At 61.8% G+C, this 17,131-nt stretch carries 14 protein-coding genes; 3 read left to right on the top strand and 11 right to left on the bottom strand.

From position 1 onward, the window contains the following. Window positions 1-50 precede the first annotated feature (50 nt). The 5 genes from B9N88_RS21155 to B9N88_RS21135 all read right to left on the bottom strand — a co-directional run bounded on the left by B9N88_RS21155 (window position 51) and on the right by B9N88_RS21135 (window position 6,792). Complete coding sequence (locus B9N88_RS21155) at window positions 51-2,483, bottom strand: TonB-dependent siderophore receptor (protein WP_027605965.1); 2,433 nt, start codon at window positions 2,481-2,483, stop codon at window positions 51-53. An 86-nt stretch (window positions 2,484-2,569) separates the two neighbouring features. Beyond that, window positions 2,570-3,550, bottom strand: a complete 981-nt coding sequence (locus B9N88_RS21150; protein WP_027605964.1) for a FecR domain-containing protein — start codon at window positions 3,548-3,550, stop codon at window positions 2,570-2,572. Further along, window positions 3,547-4,065, bottom strand: coding sequence for an RNA polymerase sigma factor (locus tag B9N88_RS21145; RefSeq protein WP_027605963.1), 519 nt, complete (start codon window positions 4,063-4,065; stop codon window positions 3,547-3,549). Before B9N88_RS21145 ends, B9N88_RS21150 begins: the two co-directional genes overlap by 4 nt. Before the next feature lie 100 nt (window positions 4,066-4,165). Next, window positions 4,166-4,873, bottom strand: coding sequence for a 3'-5' exonuclease (locus B9N88_RS21140; RefSeq protein ID WP_027605962.1), 708 nt, complete (start codon window positions 4,871-4,873; stop codon window positions 4,166-4,168). After that, window positions 4,870-6,792, bottom strand: a complete 1,923-nt coding sequence (locus B9N88_RS21135) for a putative nucleotidyltransferase substrate binding domain-containing protein (protein ID WP_043293577.1) — start codon at window positions 6,790-6,792, stop codon at window positions 4,870-4,872. Before B9N88_RS21135 ends, B9N88_RS21140 begins: the two co-directional genes overlap by 4 nt. A 246-nt stretch (window positions 6,793-7,038) precedes the next feature. Here B9N88_RS21135 and B9N88_RS21130 point away from each other — a divergent pair, with 246 nt between their 5' ends. Together B9N88_RS21130 and B9N88_RS21125 are read left to right on the top strand one after the other, a co-directional pair. Further along, the gene (locus B9N88_RS21130) at window positions 7,039-7,485 is read left to right on the top strand and encodes a response regulator (protein ID WP_027605960.1); all 447 of its coding nucleotides are present in this window, start codon (window positions 7,039-7,041) and stop codon (window positions 7,483-7,485) included. 130 nt (window positions 7,486-7,615) lie between these two features. Further along, window positions 7,616-8,008 (top strand): hypothetical protein, encoded by a 393-nt coding sequence (locus B9N88_RS21125; protein ID WP_027605959.1) that lies wholly within the window; start codon window positions 7,616-7,618, stop codon window positions 8,006-8,008. Window positions 8,009-8,260: 252 nt separating this feature from the next. Here the strand turns inward: B9N88_RS21125 and B9N88_RS21120 are convergent, their stop codons facing one another. Then, entirely contained in the window at window positions 8,261-10,438 is a 2,178-nt protein-coding gene (locus B9N88_RS21120) for a malate synthase G (protein WP_027605958.1), read from the bottom strand. 266 nt (window positions 10,439-10,704) lie between these two features. Between B9N88_RS21120 and B9N88_RS21115 the strand changes: the two genes are divergently transcribed. Beyond that, window positions 10,705-11,217, top strand: coding sequence for a glycine cleavage system transcriptional repressor (locus tag B9N88_RS21115; protein ID WP_027605957.1), 513 nt, complete (start codon window positions 10,705-10,707; stop codon window positions 11,215-11,217). A 222-nt stretch (window positions 11,218-11,439) separates the two neighbouring features. Here B9N88_RS21115 and rarD read toward each other — a convergent pair whose 3' ends face one another. The 5 genes from rarD to B9N88_RS21090 form a co-directional block, all read right to left on the bottom strand. After that, the gene (rarD, locus tag B9N88_RS21110) at window positions 11,440-12,324 is read right to left on the bottom strand and encodes an EamA family transporter RarD (RefSeq protein WP_027605956.1); all 885 of its coding nucleotides are present in this window, start codon (window positions 12,322-12,324) and stop codon (window positions 11,440-11,442) included. A 122-nt stretch (window positions 12,325-12,446) separates the two neighbouring features. Then, entirely contained in the window at window positions 12,447-13,421 is a 975-nt protein-coding gene (locus B9N88_RS21105; RefSeq protein ID WP_027605955.1) for a serine/threonine protein kinase, read from the bottom strand. A gap of 165 nt (window positions 13,422-13,586) precedes the next feature. Continuing rightward, window positions 13,587-15,485, bottom strand: coding sequence for a PhoX family protein (locus tag B9N88_RS21100; protein ID WP_027605954.1), 1,899 nt, complete (start codon window positions 15,483-15,485; stop codon window positions 13,587-13,589). 79 nt (window positions 15,486-15,564) lie between these two features. Then, window positions 15,565-16,329 (bottom strand): TOBE domain-containing protein, encoded by a 765-nt coding sequence (locus tag B9N88_RS21095; RefSeq protein WP_027605953.1) that lies wholly within the window; start codon window positions 16,327-16,329, stop codon window positions 15,565-15,567. 52 nt (window positions 16,330-16,381) lie between these two features. Beyond that, entirely contained in the window at window positions 16,382-17,119 is a 738-nt protein-coding gene (locus B9N88_RS21090; protein WP_027605952.1) for a ComF family protein, read from the bottom strand. Window positions 17,120-17,131 lie beyond the last annotated feature (12 nt).

The raw sequence follows: 17,131 nt of genomic DNA, 5'->3' as shown, positions 1-17,131 counted from the left end.
AGACACGCCAAAGCCGCCCACAAGGGCGGCCCGATGGTTAACTCAGCCGATTACCACTGGTAGGTGGCGCTGGCGACGACGCTGCGCTGGTCGCCGAAGTAGCAGTAGTTGCCATCACAGGTCGACAGGTAGTCCTTGTTGAACAGGTTGGTGGCGTTCAACTTGACCGATGCACCCTTAAGGCTGTTGTCCAGGCGGCCCAGGTCGTAATGCACCGCACCGTCAAACACGGTATAGGCGTTGGCCTTTCCCAGCCAGGTGTTGGCCTGGTCGCCATAGGTGTTGCCGGTGTAACGGGCGCCAAAGCCGATGCCGAAACCGTCAAGCACACCGGTGTGCCAGGTGTAGTCGGTCCACAACGAGGCTTGCTGGTTGGGCATCAGTGTCAGGCGGTTGCCTTTGTAGATGCCTTTCTGCACTTCGGATTTTGCCAAGGTGTAGGCGGCGATGACTTTGAGGTTCTCGGTCACATCGGACACGGCTTCCAACTCCAGGCCCTTGACCTTCACTTCGCCGGTCTGGCTGTTGATTTGCTGGCCCCCAGCGCCGAGGGTGGTCACCTGCACATTCTTCTGGGTCAGGTCGTAGACCGCTGCACTGAGCAACGTATTGGAGCCGGGCGGCTGATACTTGACCCCCATTTCCCACTGCTTGCCTTCGGTGGGCTTGAACGTCTTGAGCGCGTTTGTATCGGCGTTGCTCGCCGGTTGAAACGACTCGGCGTAGGACAAGTAGGGTACGAAGCCCGAGTCGAATACATAGCTCAGCGCCGCGTTGCCGCTGAAGTGTTTGATGCGGTCAGTGTTGGTCGCATCGCTGTCGTTGAAGTAGGTGGTGCCCTGATGCACCCAATCTTCACGCCCGCCCAGGGTCAGGCGCCACTTATCCAGGGCCATCTGGTCCTGCACGTAGAGACCGGTCTGCACGGTTTTCTGGTTGTAGTCGTAAAAAGGTCGGACATCGGTCGGGCGCAGGGTTGGCTGGGTATTGATCGGGTTGAAAATATTGGTGCCCGAGGCCGTCCCGAATATCGCGCGATAGGAGGTATCGGTGCGCTGGTGGTCCAGGCCGAGCAGCAGGGTGTGGATGACATCGCCAGTGGCAAAGTCTGCCTGGAAGTTGTTATCCACCGCGAACTGGCCGATGTCCTCGTCGACGTTGGTGGTCGAGCGGCTGATATTGCCCGCTGCATCCGCGGGGGAGAACGCGTAGGAACCCACGGTCAGTTGCTGGAACGACAGATCCGACTTGGTATAGCGCAGGTTTTGCTTGAACTGCCAGGTATCGTTGAAACGATGCTCGAAGGCATAGCCCAGCGCGTAGTAGGTGCGATCGTAGAACTCGTAGTCCGGGTCGCCCAGGTTCTTGTGGTGGGAGACCTCGCCCAGCGGCGATTTGATCTTGGTGCCCTGGATCGGCATGAACTGGCTGGTGGTCCCGGTATCGTCACGGGTGAACTGCGAGAGCAGGGTCAGCTTGGTGTCGGTATCGATGTTCCAGGTCAGGCTCGGCGCAATGTTGTAGCGTTTATTGTCGATGTGATCGACCTGGGTGCCGGCATCGCGTACCACGCCGCTGAGGCCATAGAGGAATTGGCCTTCATCATCGATCTTGCCGGTGCTGGCGAAGTTGATCTGGCGGTAGTTGTCGCTGCCGTATTGCACCTGGATGGCGTTGCTCGACTCTGCGCTGGGGCGTCGGCTGACCATGTCCAGCAGGCCGCCCGGTGGGGTCTGGCCGTACACCGACGAGGCCGGGCCACGCAGCAGGGCGAGGCGGTCGAGGTTCCAGGTTTCCGCTTTGGGGTTGGCGTACACGCCGCGCGGCAATGGCAGGCCGTCGAGGAACTGGGTGGGCTCGAAGCCGCGCACGCGCATCCAGTCGTAGCGGGTGTCGCTGCCATAGCTGGCGGACACGATGCCGGGCATGTATTTGACCGCGTCGTCCAGGTTCTGCACGTTGCGATCCTGCATCTGCTCGCGGGTGGCCACGGAGATCGAACGCGGGGCCTCCACCAGGGCGGTGTCGGTCTTGGTGCCGGCGGCGGTCCGTGTGGCCAGGTAGCCTTGTACCGGGCCCCAGGCACTTTCCTGGTTGCCATCTTGCCCTGTGATGTTAGTCACCGGCAGCGCCATCACACCCTCCGGAACCGCCACCAGCGTGTACGTGCCCGCGCTGCTCTGCTCCAGCTGCAACCCGGTGCCACGCAAGGCTTCACGCAGTGCACCCGGTGCATCGAACTGGCCCTGGACCGGGGCCGAGGTCTTGCCTGAGGCCAACGCTGGGTTGAGGGTCAGCGCCAGGCCGGCCTGGCTGGCGATCTGGTTCAGGGTGCTGGCCAATGAAGCGGCCGGCAGGTTGTAGGCGCGCACGCTGGAGGCTTGTTCGGCGGCAATCAGCGCAGTGCTGGCCAGCGGGGCGCTGAGGGCAATGGCCACGGCTAACAGGCTGGGGCGCAACAAGGTGTCTAGCGTGCGGGACATAGGGCGGCTCCTGAATGGAAGTAATTCGCAATTGCCTATGTGCCGAGCGAGATTTCAAAAGTGATAGGGCCGGTGGAAAATATTTTTTATTTGGCCTCAGGTGTCTTGGCGACAACCGTCACCCACCACGGCGTGTGCTGTTCGATCTGCACCGGCAGGGTGGGCAGCAGCGCGTTGAGCGCCAGGGTGGTGTCGTGCAGCGGGAAGCTGCCGGTGATGCGCAGGTCCGCCACGGTTTTATCCACACCCAGATGGCCGCTGCGGTAGCGACTGAGTTCCTGCACCACATCGCCCAGACGGGCGTTGTCGACCACCAGCATACCGCGGGTCCAGGCATCGCTGGCGGGGGTGACGGCCAGTGCGGGGCCGAGGCCGTCACTGCGCATCAACACTTGTTGGCCTGCCTTGAACACCTGTTCCCGTTGCAGCGCTTCGGGCTGGGCGCCCACCGCCGATTGCAGCACGCTCAGGCGCGTCGCGTCGTCTTCGCGCTTGACGATAAACCGCGTGCCCAGCGCGCGCAGGCTGCCGTCGCGGGTTTGCACATAAAACGGGCGCGCATCGTTGTGGCCGGTTTCGACGAGGATTTCGCCTTCCTGCAACACGATCAGCCGGCGCTTCTCATCGAAGCGCACGTCGATGGCGCTGTGGGTGTTGAGGTTGATCAACGTACCGTCCGCCAGTTTCAGCGTGCGCTGCTCCCCGGTGGCGGTGCGCTGGTCGGCCAGCCAATAGTGGATCGGCACGTAGCGCTCGCCGGCAAACAACGCCAGGCCGCACACCAGGGCAATGCTCGCCAGGCCGCTGCCGAGCTTGCGCACGCGCTGGCGAATGCCTTCGCGCGACTGCAACAACGCCGCCCGCGCCGGGCCCGAGGCCACGCTGAAACGCTGGTCGAGCATGCCCAGTTGACGCCAGGCACGGGCGTGCTCCTCATCGCTGGCCAGCCATTTGCTGAATTCTTCGCGCTCTACCGCGCTGCCATCACCCGAATCGAGGGACAACTGCCAGGCAATGGCCGCATCCAGGACACGGGCCGACACGGGCTTGGAGCTGATCACGTTCACAGCGGCTCGCCATACAGGGCGATGTAGCACTGGCGAATGCCCTGGGCCAGGTACTGGCGCACACGCGGCACCGACACCCCCAGGCGCTGGGCAATTTCGGCATGGCCCAGGCCGTCGAGGCGGTTATACAGGAAGGCGGCGCGGGCCTTGCTCGACAGCTTGCCGAGCAGGCGGTCGATGGCCTTGAGGTCTTCGAGGATCAGTTGCTGTTCTTCCGGCGATGGGTGTTCGCTTTCCGGGATCAGCATCAGTTCGCTGAGGTAGGCCTGTTCAAGGGCCGCGCGGCGGAAGTAGTCGAACAGCAAACCCTTGGCGATGGCCACCAGAAATGCCCGTGGTTCGCGGGGCTCGCGCAACTCGTCACGCCCGAGCAGGCGCATGAAGGTGTCCTGGCTCAGGTCTTCGGCACGGCTCGGGCAGGCCACATTGCGCCGCAGCCAGGCCAACAGCCAGCCACGATGGTCGCGATACAACGCACCAACAAGCTCACTGTGTGGGTTCTGGACCGACGACAAGGCATCACCGAATAAACAAAAGGTTTAAACTAACGAGAATTATTCGCGATTGTGTCAGAGGCGTGGAGCGGGCGCAATTGGCGTCCGTCGGGAGATGACATTAAAACGATGGCGCGTGTTTACGCCGTTTCCATTGGCTCAAACGCTCCTGCAGCGCCTGAGGCGTGTCGATCTGCTGCTGACGCGCGCGGCTGAACAGGATCAGCATCAGCTCCGCCGTGGCCAGGGCATCGGCGCTGGCGTGATGGCGTTCGCCCACGTGCAGGTTGAAGTGGTTGATCCAGTCGTCCAGGCCGGCCTCGCGGATATGCGCCTCGGGGCACAGCAGCGGGGCGATGTCGGCTACATCGAGGAACGGATGGGCCAGGCGATACCCCAGGCTGTCCTTGAGCGCGCGGCCCAGCATGTGTTGATCGAATGGTGCGTGGAAGGCGAGCAGCGGGCTGTCGCCGACGAACTCCATGAAGTCCAGCAGGGCCTCGGCCGGGTCGCTGCCCGCCGCGATGGCGCTGGGGCCGAGGCCGTGGATCAGCACACTGGGGCTGAGTTTGGTGTCGGCGCGGTGCAGGGTGCGCTCGAACAGTTGGGAAAAATCCACTGCGCCGTCCTCGATCACCACCGCGCCGATGGACAGCACCTGGTCACGGTTGAGATTCAGGCCGCTGGTTTCCAGGTCCACCACCACCCAACGCTGGCTGCGCAACGTGCTGTCGCCCAACACTACGGGCCTGGGTAATTGCTCCAGGCGCCGTTGTTGCGTTGTATCGAGTCTGGGCTTGGCCGCGCGCAGCCAGTCAAACAAGCTCACAGCTGATACCGCAAGGTCAGGCTGCTTTGCAGGCGCTGGGCCTGGCGCAGGGATTCGCGCAGGATGCGGCGGTCCAGGTGGTTGAGGCTGTCGGGGTCGACGCGGTTGGAGTACGGCTGGTTCTCGCGGGTCTGCAACTGATGCTGCTGCATACGGGTTTGCTGGATAAAGTGATAGGCCTCTTCATAGGCGGCGCCGTCCAGGGGCTCGATCACTTCCTTGACCACCAGCTGGCGCAGGCGCTCCAGGGTATTATTGGCGTGGATGCCGTTGGCCAGGGCCAACAGGCGTGCGCCGTCGACAAAGGGGGTCAGGCCCTGCACCTTGAGGTCGAGGGTGGCCTTTTCCGCGCCTTTGCGGGTCAGCACAAAATCGCGGAAACGCCCTACAGGCGGGCGCTGGCGCAAGGCATTCTCGGCCAGCATGCGCTGGAACAGCCGGTTATCCCCGACCTGGTCGAGAATGCCCTGGCGCAGTTGCTCACAGCCGCGTTCATCGCCCCACACCACGCGCAGGTCGAAATAGATACTCGAGCCCAGCAGGTTCTCCGGCGTCGCCTCGCGAATAAACGCCGCAAACCGCCGCGCCCATTCCGCCCGCGAGAGGCACAGCTCGGGATTACCGGCCATGATGTTGCCCTTGCACAGGCTGAACCCGCACAGCGCCAGGCTCTGGTTGATCTGCTGTGCCAGGGGCAGCAACCGCCCGCGAATCTCGGCGGCTTCCACCGCGTCCCTGGCTTCGAACAGGATGCCGTTGTCCTGGTCGGTGTACAGCGTCTGCTCGCGCCGGCCTTCGCTGCCGAAACACAGCCAACTGAACGGCACGCCGGGGTCGCCTTTTTCGGCCAGGGTCAGCTCGATCACCCGGCACACGGTGTGATCGTTGAGCAGGGTAATGATGTGGGTGATCTGGGTCGACGACGCGCCATGGGCGAGCATGCGCTCCACCAGTTGGCCGATCTCACCGCGCAGCGCTACCAGGTTCTCCACCCGTGGCGCATTGCGGATGGTGCGGGCCAGGTGCACCAGGTCGACCCGTTGCAGGGAAAACAGGTCGCGCTCGGACACCACGCCGCACAGGCGCTGGTCCTTGACCAGGCAGACGTGGGCGATATGCCGCTCGGTCATGGCGATGGCCGCATCGAAGGCGCTGTGGTCCGGCGTTAAAAAGAACGGCGCCTGGGTCATATGGCCTTCAATGCCCTGGCTGAAGTCGCCGGTGCCGTCGGCCACCACCTGGCGCAGGTCGCGCAGGGTGAAAATGCCCAGGGGCGCCTTGTGTTCATCGACAATCACAATGCTGCCCACCTGCTGCTCATGCATCAGCGTTACCGCTTCACGCAACGGTGTCTGCGGGCTGCAGGTGACCGGATGGCGCATCGCCAATTCGCCCAGGCGGGTATTCAAGGAATATTGGGTGCCGAGGGTTTCCACGGCTTTTTGCTGCACTTGCTGGTTGACCTGGTCGAGCAGGCTGCTGACACCGCGCAGGGCGAAGTCGCGGAACGGGCTGGACAGCGCGAACAGCTTGATAAAGGCCGGCTTGTTCAGTTGCAGGCAGAAGGTGTCTTCGGCGGCTTTATGCTCGGTGCGGGTGGCACGTTCACCTAACAATGCAGCGAGGGGGAAACACTCGCCGGTGGTGATTTCGAAGGTGGCTTGCGTGGCGTCCGGCCGTTCACCCACGACGCGGCCCTGCTTGACGATGTAGAAGTGTTCCACCGGCCCGCCCGACGGCTTGAGGATGCTCTCGCCGGGGCCGAAGAAGCGCAGTTGGCACTGTTCCACCAGAAACGCCAGGTGCGCGTTTTCCATCTGGTTGAACGGTGGGAAGCGTTGCAGGAACTGCAGGGTGCCGTGGATGTTCTGCAAGACAGCAGTTTTTCCCGCCTGGGCGAAGGCATCAGCTTTACTCATAACCATGACCGCAATTTTTTTGTCGTTATCGTCCTGCATGGTCGACTCCTGAGCGGCGGGTGCCCATTGGACGTAAGTCTAGGTCGATGAAAACGCCGCAGAACTAGGGAAAAACCTTACACGACTATCGTCCAAACCCCGTAGAACACCCACTAGGCAAACTTTCCGACGAAGTGCACATTGAACGCCCTTCCGTAGATGTCTGACGAGTGTGCTGGAAGATTGTCGAAAACCGCTGAGAAACGTATGTCCGACCACGATATTTTGAGTGATGCCGAGCGCGAGGCGCTCAGCGCCGTGATGCTGGAGCCTGATTTACCGCCACAACGCGTGTTGATTGTTGATGACGACAAGGACGCGCGTGAACTGCTGGCGGAGATCCTGGGCTTGGACGGTATTCGCTGCATGACGGCCGACAGTGGCGAGGCCGCGTGGGATTTATTGAAGTCCAGCAGTTCCATCGGTTTGCTGATCACCGATCTGCGCATGAAACCCAGCAATGGTCTGGAGTTGATCAAGCAGGTGCGCGAATCCACCCGCGCGGCGCTGCCGATCATCATCATGTCGGGGGATGCCGAAGCGCCGGATGTGATTGATGCGATGCATTTGAGTGTGGTGGATTTTTTGCTCAAGCCGATCGACAGCGTGAAGTTGGCGAAGCTGGTCAAGCGGGAGTTGGGGATGGCGCAGTAGACGGCTGACACCGTTGGTCGGGACTGTCAGATTTCACAGTATCGGCGTTTTAAGTGTGGCCTGTTTAATCGTTGCGAGGGGGCTGGTTGGGATCGATGCCCCTACTTGATGAGTTAAACAGGAGTTTATCATGAGTACTGAAAAACAAACGGTTAGCAAGATTGAGCAGTCCCATCGTGGCTCCGGGTCATCAACCATCACCGTCGTAACGGACGGGCACTCTGAAGGCTTTCACGCGAATTACTTTTCTGGAGATCGATTTTATATTCATATGGAAGTGAATAGCGTGGAGCTGCGTATTCAATACGGCAAGCGCTTGTCGGATGGACTGAATGAACTGCCAGCGGGGTCTTTTGGTCTCGAGTACAAGAGTCCGGCAGGCGCAGATTTTGACAATGTAACCGGTGGAACAATCAGCGTGACTGTTACCGGTGGAACCTTTAAGGGTGAGCTGAAAAATGTGACCGTTACCGGGTCGGGTGGAACTGCGACGTTCTATGGTAAATATGATATGACGGTCTAGTTATTAGCTTTTTTCAATGTAAATAAAGAGTCCTTATCTTCAGGGCTCTTTATATTCAGCAGCTATTTATGAGGTTTTGGATTAAGCAGGTCAGTTGCTGGGGTTGCAAAGTTTCTAATCGACCTGCGGTCTCTGATTCAAGCTGGTCTTGATAATAGGCAATTCTGATTGAGTGCCGCGATTAAATAATGGTGGATATCAAGACCGAAGCCCTGATCGAGTGATCAGGGCTTCGGCATTGCTAGCTTTTACTCAAAGGCCATTCCTGGCCTTGAACTCCCGACGCCGACGGTGCAACACCGGCTCGGTATAGCCATTCGGCTGTTTGGTCCCTTCAATCACCAACTCCACCGCTGCCTGGAACGCGATATTGCTGTCGAAATCCGGTGCCAGTGGGCGGTACAGCGCATCCCCGGCATTCTGACGGTCCACCACCGGCGCCATGCGCTTGAGGCTTTCCATCACCTGGGCTTCGTTGACGATGCCGTGGCGCAGCCAGTTGGCAATGTGCTGGCTGGAGATGCGCAGGGTGGCGCGGTCTTCCATCAGGCCGACGTCATTGATGTCCGGCACTTTCGAGCAGCCCACGCCTTGGTCGATCCAGCGCACGACATAGCCGAGGATGCCCTGGGCGTTGTTGTCCAGTTCGTTACGGATTTCTTCGTCGGACCAATCGGTGTTGCTGGCCAGGGGAATGGTGAGGATGTCGTCCACCGACGCGCGTTCGCGCTTGGCCAGTTCGGCCTGGCGTGCGAATACGTCGACCTTGTGGTAGTGCAGCGCGTGCAGTGCGGCGGCCGTCGGCGATGGCACCCAGGCGGTGTTGGCGCCGGCCAGTGGGTGGGCGATTTTCTGTTCGAGCATCGCCGCCATCAGGTCGGGCATCGCCCACATGCCTTTACCGATCTGCGCACGGCCTTGCAGACCGGTGCTCAAACCGATATCGACGTTCCAGTTCTCGTAGGCGCCGATCCATTTTTCCGCCTTCATCGCCGCCTTACGCACCATCGCGCCGGCTTCCATGGAGGTGTGGATTTCGTCGCCGGTGCGGTCGAGGAAGCCGGTGTTGATAAACACCACGCGCTCGCTGGCGGCCTTGATACAGGCCTTGAGGTTGACCGTGGTGCGGCGCTCCTCGTCCATGATCCCGACCTTGAGGGTGTTGCGTGGCAGGTTCAGCACGTCTTCGATGCGGCCGAACAGCTCGTTGGTGAACGCGGCTTCTTCCGGGCCGTGCATCTTCGGCTTGACGATGTACACCGAGCCGGTGCGGCTGTTCTTGCGTGTGTTGTTGCCGTTGAGGCTGTGGATCGCCGCCAGGCTGGTGAGCAGGCCGTCGAGGATGCCTTCCGGTACTTCGTTGCCGTGTTTGTCAAGGATCGCGTCGATGGTCATCAAGTGGCCAACGTTACGCACGAACAGCAGCGAACGGCCGTGCAGCGTCACGTCCTGGCCGTCGACGCCGGTGTAGACGCGGTCGGCGTTCATGGTGCGGGTGAAGGTCTTGCCGCCCTTGGCCACTTCTTCGGCGAGGTCGCCCTTCATCAGGCCGAGCCAGTTGCGGTAGATCACCACCTTGTCATCGGCATCGACGGCGGCGACGGAGTCTTCGCAGTCCATGATGGTGGTGAGTGCGGCTTCCATCAGCACGTCTTTGACACCGGCGGCATCGGTCTGGCCAACCGGGGTGCTGGCGTCGATCTGGATTTCGAAGTGCAGGCCGTTGTGTTTCAGCAGGATCGCGATCGGCTCGGCCGCAGGGCCCTGGAAACCGATCAACTGGGCGTCGTCACGCAGGCCGCTGTTGCTGCCGCCCTTGAGGCTGACGATCAGCTTGCCGTCGGCGATCTTGTAGCCGGTGGAATCGACGTGGCTGCCGGCGCTCAGTGGCGCGGCTTCGTCGAGGAAGGCGCGGGCGAAGGCAATGACCTTGTCGCCACGCACTTTGTTGTAGCCCTTGCCCTTCTCGGCGCCGTCGGCTTCGCTGATGGCGTCGGTGCCATACAGGGCGTCGTACAGCGAGCCCCAACGTGCATTGGACGCGTTGAGGGCGAAGCGGGCGTTCATCACCGGCACCACCAGCTGCGGGCCGGCCATGCGGGCGATCTCGTCATCGACGTTTTGGGTCGAGGCCTGGAAGTCTGCGGCTTCTGGCAGCAGATATCCGATGTCTTGCAGGAAGGCTTTGTAGGCCACCGGGTCATGGGCCTGGCCGGCGTGGGTCTGGTGCCAGGTATCGATCCGCGCCTGGAAATCGTCGCGTTTGGCGAGCAGGGCTTTGTTCTTCGGCGCCAGGTCGTGGATGACCTTGTCGGCGCCGGCCCAGAACTGGTCGGCAGTGATGCCGGTACCGGGAATGGCTTCGTTGTTCACGAAGTCGAACAGGACTTTGGCGACCTGCAGGCCACCGACTTGAACGTGTTCAGTCATTGCTTGCCTCACTCTGCGGAGCTTATGCGCTGTTTCGGATTTTCATTATGTAGTGCACGGGAGGGCATACTACATGATGACTTGCGGTTGTGAAAATTAGACTAAATACGTCGTTTAGCGACCCACTTTGGTCGTACGGTCACAGCGGAGAACCGGATGTTCTCAAAAAACTATTGGATTGTTCCAGATAAATATAAAAATGGTACACGATTTGTTTTCGCGGGCCCCCGGGTCCACCTTGTAGATTGAATTCAGAGGGCTTCGCCATGGACCATCTTGTACTCACTATTATCGCCGCCGACAAACCCGGCCTGGTGGAACGCATCGCGCAGAACATCGCGGCCCACGGCGGCAATTGGCTGGAAAGCCGAATGGCGCATATGGCCGGGCAGTTCGCCGGGATCCTGCGGGTCAGCGTGCCTGCCGAGAGTCGTCAGGCCTTGGTGGGGGCTTTGGAGGATTTATCCACACACGGTATTCGCGTGCTGGTGGGCGAGGGCAGCAGTGGCCAGGCATCGGCGTCCAAGTCGATCGTGATGACGCTGCTGGGCAACGACCGCTCGGGCATCGTGCGCGAGATCACGGCGCTGTTGAGCAAGCAGGGCGTCAACCTGGAGCGCTTGAGCACCGATGTACGCCCGGCACCGATGAGCGGTGATCCGCTGTTCAGCGCCGAGGCGTTGTTGCAGGTGCCGTCGAGCTTGTCCTTGGAGGCGTTGCAGGAATCCCTGGAAACCCTGGCGGATGATCTGATGGTGGAACTGCACAGCGAGGAATAACCACCCACAAGGTTATGCATGGAAATCTTGCATGGGCCTGTGGATAACCTGTAGAGACCCGGCGCCAGGCCACGCCCACCGGGCTTCTCCGCCAACTGCGCAAAAAACGAGCAATTTCAAGGGCTTGTGCACAAATGGCGGGGACCAGGTTGTGGATAACCTTGGGGTGGATCTCTGCAAGCCAGGCCGGCTGGGGCTTGCAGAGGTTTGTACGTTATTTGATCAGCGTTTGCGCACGCTCAACCAGGCATCGACGCTGTAGACCACCAGCCCGGCCCAGATAAAGGCAAACGCGATCAGCGTGCTTGACGCCAGGTGCTCACCGAACAGCAGCACCGCTTCCAGCAACACCAGGGTCGGTGCCACATACTGCAAAAAGCCCAAGGCGGTGTAGGGCAAATGCCGTGCGGCGGCGTTGAAGCACACCAGCGGGATCAACGTCACCGGGCCGGCCGCCACCAGCCACCAGGCTTCGGATGTGCTCCAGAACGCCAGTTGCGCACTGTGGGCCGACGGGTTGAACAACAACCAGGCCACCGCAATCGGCACCAGCATCCAGGTCTCCACCACCAGCCCCGGCAGCGCCTTGACCGGCGCCTGCTTGCGGATCAGGCCGTAGAAACCGAAGGTCAGCGCCAGTACCAACGATACCCACGGCAAGCTGCCCACCTGCCACACCTGTTGCGCCACACCCACTGCGGCCAGCCCCACGGCCACCCATTGCAGGCGGCGCAGGCGCTCGCCGAGGAGCAGCATGCCCAGCAGCACATTCACCAGCGGGTTGATGTAGTAACCCAGGCTGGCTTCAAGCATACGCCCGCTGTTCACCGACCACACATAGGTCAGCCAGTTACCGGCAATCAACGAACCGCTGAGGGCCAGGATTGCCAGGCGCCTGGGGTTGTCGCGCAGTTCGCGGAACCAGCCCGGGTGCTTCCACACCATCAGCAGCAAACCACCGAACAGCGCTGACCACAGCACCCGGTGCACGATGATTTCGGCGGCGGGCACACTGGCGATGGCTTTGAAGTAGAGCGGGAACAGACCCCAGATGACATAGGCGCTCAGGCCCAGGATGTACCCCTTGCGGGGGTTGGCGGCTTGCATGCGTAATCCTTGCTTAGGCAGCTAACAAAGGGCGATTGTAAGGATATTTGTCAACCAATGGGACTGGCTTGGTAATGCGGTCTGCTTTGTGTGGGAGGGGCTCCCTCCCACATTAAAAGCAATCAGAAGAGTTTCAGCGGCTCTTCGTTGAGCGCTGAGAGTTGCTCGCGCAGCGCCAGCACCTGGTCGCCCCAATACCGCTCGCTGCCGAACCACGGGAAGCTGTGGGGGAAAGCCGGATCATCCCAGCGCCGTGCCAGCCACGCGCTGTAGTGCATCAGGCGCAACGCGCGCAGCGGCTCGATCAGCGCCAGTTCACGCGGGTCGAAGTCGTGGAATTCCTGGTAGCCGTCCATCAGTTCCGACAGCTGGCCCAGGCATTCCTGGCGATCACCGGCGAGCATCATCCATAAGTCCTGCACCGCCGGGCCCATGCGGCAGTCGTCGAGGTCGACGATGTGGAACATCTCATCGCGGCACATCATGTTGCCGGGGTGGCAATCGCCGTGCATGCGGATGTTCTTGTGCGGCGTGGCTTTGTAGACCTCTTCCACGCGCTTGAGCAGGTCGCGGGCCACGGACTCGTAGGCTGGCAGCAGGCTCTTGGGAATGAAATTGCCTTCGAGCAGGGTGGTGAGGGAGTCGTGGCCGAAGTTCTTCACACCCAAGGCTTCGCGGTGTTCGAACGGGCGGGTGGAACCCACGGCGTGCAAGCGGCCGAGCAGTTGCCCAAGGCGATAAAGCTGGTCAAGGTTGCCCGGCTCCGGTGCGCGGCCGCCACGGCGGGGGAACAGGGTGAAGCGGAAACCGGCGTGTTCGAACAGGCTTTCGCCGTTATGAATCATCGGCGCGACCACCGGCACGTCGCACTCGGCCAACTCGAAGGTGAAACGGTGCTCTTCGAGGATCGCTTCGTTGGTCCAGCGCTGGGGGCGGTAGAACTTGGCGATCAGCGGTTCGGAGTCTTCGATGCCCACCTGATACACGCGGTTTTCGTAGCTGTTGAGCGCCAGAACGCGGGCATCGCTGAGGAAACCGATGCTTTCGACAGCGTCGAGTACCAGGTCGGGGGTGAGGGTTTCAAACGGATGGGCCATGCGAACTCCTGCGCGCAGCAGGGCGCCGCGTCCGGCCGGGTATGGTACCGCACCAGGCTGGAGATAGGGGGCGCCTGTGCCATTGTCATCGGGGTGTAGAACCCTCCCACAGGTGACCGCGTTTATCTCCAGTGTGGGAGGGGGCTTGCCCCCGATAGCGGACTATCAGGCGCCGACAATCCCGCCATCATCCCGCCGAATCGCCATCACCGAGGAACGCGGCTTGCCATTCGGCAGATGCTCCGGCCAGGTCGAACCCCCGGTTTCACCCGGGTGCTGAATCCCCACAAACAGGGTTTTCTGATCCGGCGAGAAGCTGATGCCCGTCACCTCACAGGCCACCGGCCCGACCATGAAGCGACGGATTTCACCGGTGCTCGGGTCGGCGCAGAGCATCTGGTTATTGCCCATGCCCGCGAAGTCGCCGGCGTTGCTGTAGTCGCCATCGGTGAGGATCCACAGGCGCCCGGCCTTGTCGAACCCCAGGCCGTCGGGGCTGTTGAACATGTTCTGCGGGTTGATGTTGGACGAGCCGCCTTTTGGCGTGCCGGCATGCGCGCCCGGGTTGCCGGCCACCACAAACAGGTCCCAGTTGAAGTCCGCTGCGCCGTGGTCATCGGCGTTGGCCTTCCAGCGCAGGATCTGGCCGTAGACGTTTTTCTCACGCGGGTTGGGCCCGCCCACCGGTTGGCCGTCTTCGCCGCGCTTGGCGTTGTTGGTCAGGGTGCAGTAGACCTGGCCGTCGGTGGGGCTGACCACGATCCATTCCGGGCGGTCCATGCGCGTGGCTTTCACCACACTGGCGGCCAGCCGTGCGTGGATCAGCACTTCGGCCTGGCTGGCGAAGCCGGTGCTGGCGTCGATGCCGTTTTTGCCATGGGTCAGCTCGACCCATTGCCCTTTGCCCTTCGGATGATCGGCGTTGCCATCGCCCGCATCGAAGATGGCCACGTACAAGGTGCCGTGGTCGAGCAGGTCTTTGTTGGCCTTGGGGTTCTTGTGGTTGATCTTGTCGCGGCTGACGAACTTGTAGATGAACTCGCCGCGCTCGTCGTCGCCCATGTACACCACGGCGCGGCCGTCACGGGTTTGCGCGAGGGCGGCGTTCTCGTGCTTGAAGCGGCCCAGGGCGGTGCGTTTTGCCGGGGTGGATTGCGGGTCGAACGGATCGATTTCCACGACCCAGCCGTGGCGGTTGAGTTCATTGGGGTTCTTGGCCAGGTCGAAGCGCGGGTCGTGCAGGTGCCAGTTGATCTCTTTGCTGGCGGCCACCACGCCATAGCGTTTCTGCCCGGCATCGAACGCTTGCTGCGGGTTGCTGCTGCCGAAGCAGTCGGTGAAGTTCTCTTCGCAGGTCAGGTAAGTGCCCCATGGGGTCTGGCCGTTGGCGCAGTTCTGGAAGGTGCCGAGGGCTTTTTTGCCGGACTTGTCGGCGCTGGTTTTCAACCATTCATGGCCGGCGGCGGGGCCGCTCAGGCGGATCGGCGAGTTGCCGTGGATGCGGCGGTTGTAGCGCGAGTCCTGGACGAATTGCCAAGTGTCACCTTTGCGCCGTACTTCGATCACCGACACGCCTTCGCTGGCCTGGGCCTTGTGCACGTCTTCGGCCGATTGCGGCGCGCCGCCGTGGGCGAAGAGGTAGCGGTAGTTGGTGTATTCGTTGTTGATCGCCATCAGCGCGCGGTTGTCGTCGCCGGGGAAGGCGAACAGGCTCATGCCGTCGTTGTTGTCGCCGAACTGTTGTTCCTGGGCTTTGGCGGTGCCGTTGCCGGACGGGTCGAAGGCCGGCGCGCTCTTGTGCAGCGGCTGGCCCCAGCTGATCAGCACCGAAGCGCTGTAGCCCGGCGGCAGGGTGATGGTGTCGCTGGTGGCTGCGGCGATGCTGGTAAAGCCCAGCAGCGGGCTGGCGGAGGCGGCGTTGACGGCCAGGGCGCTGCGGCTCAGCAGGTTGCCGCCGAGGAACATCGCCGCACCGCACAGGGCGCCGGCACCGATGAAGCGGCGGCGGGTGAGGCCGACCATCTGTTCGAGGTCGGTGGCTTGGTTTTCTTCTAATAGGTTCATGTCAGGCTCCCTGCGGTTTTTGCAGACACCATAAGGAGCGGGCGTGACGAAATTGTTGCAGTTTGAAGCGCCGCCCGGCTTAGACCGGCGTGCCGAGCAGCACATTGCTGGCGGCAAATTGCACTTGGAGCGTCCTGCCAGCGGCGGCGCCCAGGGCCTCGAGCGCGGCGGGCTGCGCCAAGGCGCATAAAACCTGGCCATTGGGCAGGGCGATGCGCACTTCGCTGGGGCCGTCCTCGGCGGCGAGAATAGCGTCGACGGTTCCGCTCATGCAATTGTGTCCAGGTGTTGCAGGTTTGTCGGGCGCCAGCAGTTCCAGCCAGCCGGCCTTGATCAGCGCGACAACTTCCACGCCGACCTCCAGCTCCAGCCGTTGCGTACTGTCATGGGTGATTTGTGCCGCCAGGGTCAGCCCACCGGCGAGCTGCAAGTGAATCAGGTCGTTGCGGCCATGCTGTTCAATCGCAATGACCTGGCCATGCAACTGGTTACGGGCGCTGGTGCGCAGCATCAAGCGGCCGAGCAGGTTGAAGTCGCTGGCGGCTTCGTCCGAGCCAAGCACTTCGGCCTGCAACACTTGCAGGCGCTGGTAGAGGCGCAACACCCGTTCACCCTCGGCCGTGAGTTTGGCGCCGCCGCCGCCCTTGCCGCCGACACTGCGTTCGACCAAGGGTTTTTGCGCCAGGTTGTTCAGCTCGTCAATGGCGTCCCAGGCGGCCTTGTAGCTCAAGCCCGCACTTTTGGCGGCGCGAGTGATGGAGCCCTGCTCGGCGATATGCCCCAGCAGGGCGATACGCTGGGGGCGGCGGACAATATGTTGGCTGAGCAGCGTCGGTAGGGACATGGGCATTCGCTGTGGTGGGATGAGCGGACGTTGCGGCCGCGAGGCATGAGAGTCAAGTGCCAGGCTTTGGTGTGCGGGCCAGGCAGTACACGTCTACCTGTCGCGCGCCGGCGTTGATCAATAACCGCGCCAGGCTGTGGGCGGTGGCGCCGGTGGTGAGCACGTCGTCCACCAGCGCCAGGTGGCGGCCGCGCACCTCGGCACCGGGGGCCAGGGCGAAGGCGTTGAGCAGGTTGCGTTTGCGCGTCTTGGCGTCGAGGGCTTGCTGCGCGACGGTTTCATAAGGGCGTAGCAATAGATGTGCATCGTGGGGAAGGTCGAGGTCGGCGCTGAGCCAGCGCGCCAGCATCAGCGCCTGGTTATAGCCCCGTTCACGCAGGCGCCTGCGGGCCATGGGCACCGGCAGCAGCATGTCCGGGCGGGTGAGTGAGTGGTTGTCGAAGCGATGTTGCAAGTAGTGCCCCAGCAAGCGCCCCAGCATATGCCCGAGGGGCCAGCGTGCCTGGTGCTTGAAGCGACTGATCAGGGTGTCTACCGGAAAGCTGTAGGTCCAGGGTGCGATCACGTGTTTAAAGGCGGGCGGTTGTCTCAGGCACTGGCCGCAGACCAGGCCGTCCATCGCCAAAGGCAAGGCGCAGATTTCGCAATGCTCCATCAGCCAGGGCAGCTCGGTTTCGCAGACGTTGCACACACAGTCAGTGGTTTCAGTCGTCTCGTCGCAGATTAAACATTTCTGTATGTTTTTTGACCAGATGTAAACTTCGTGTTTGTAGCTTGGTTGACAGTGCATGAATCTTCCTTA

It is taken from the genome of Pseudomonas sp. LAMO17WK12:I1 (assembly GCF_900177315.1).
Lineage (GTDB): Bacteria > Pseudomonadota > Gammaproteobacteria > Pseudomonadales > Pseudomonadaceae > Aquipseudomonas > Aquipseudomonas marginalis.
The sequence above is the reverse complement of the archived record's forward strand: the minus strand, read 5'-3'. Positions and strand labels throughout refer to the sequence as shown.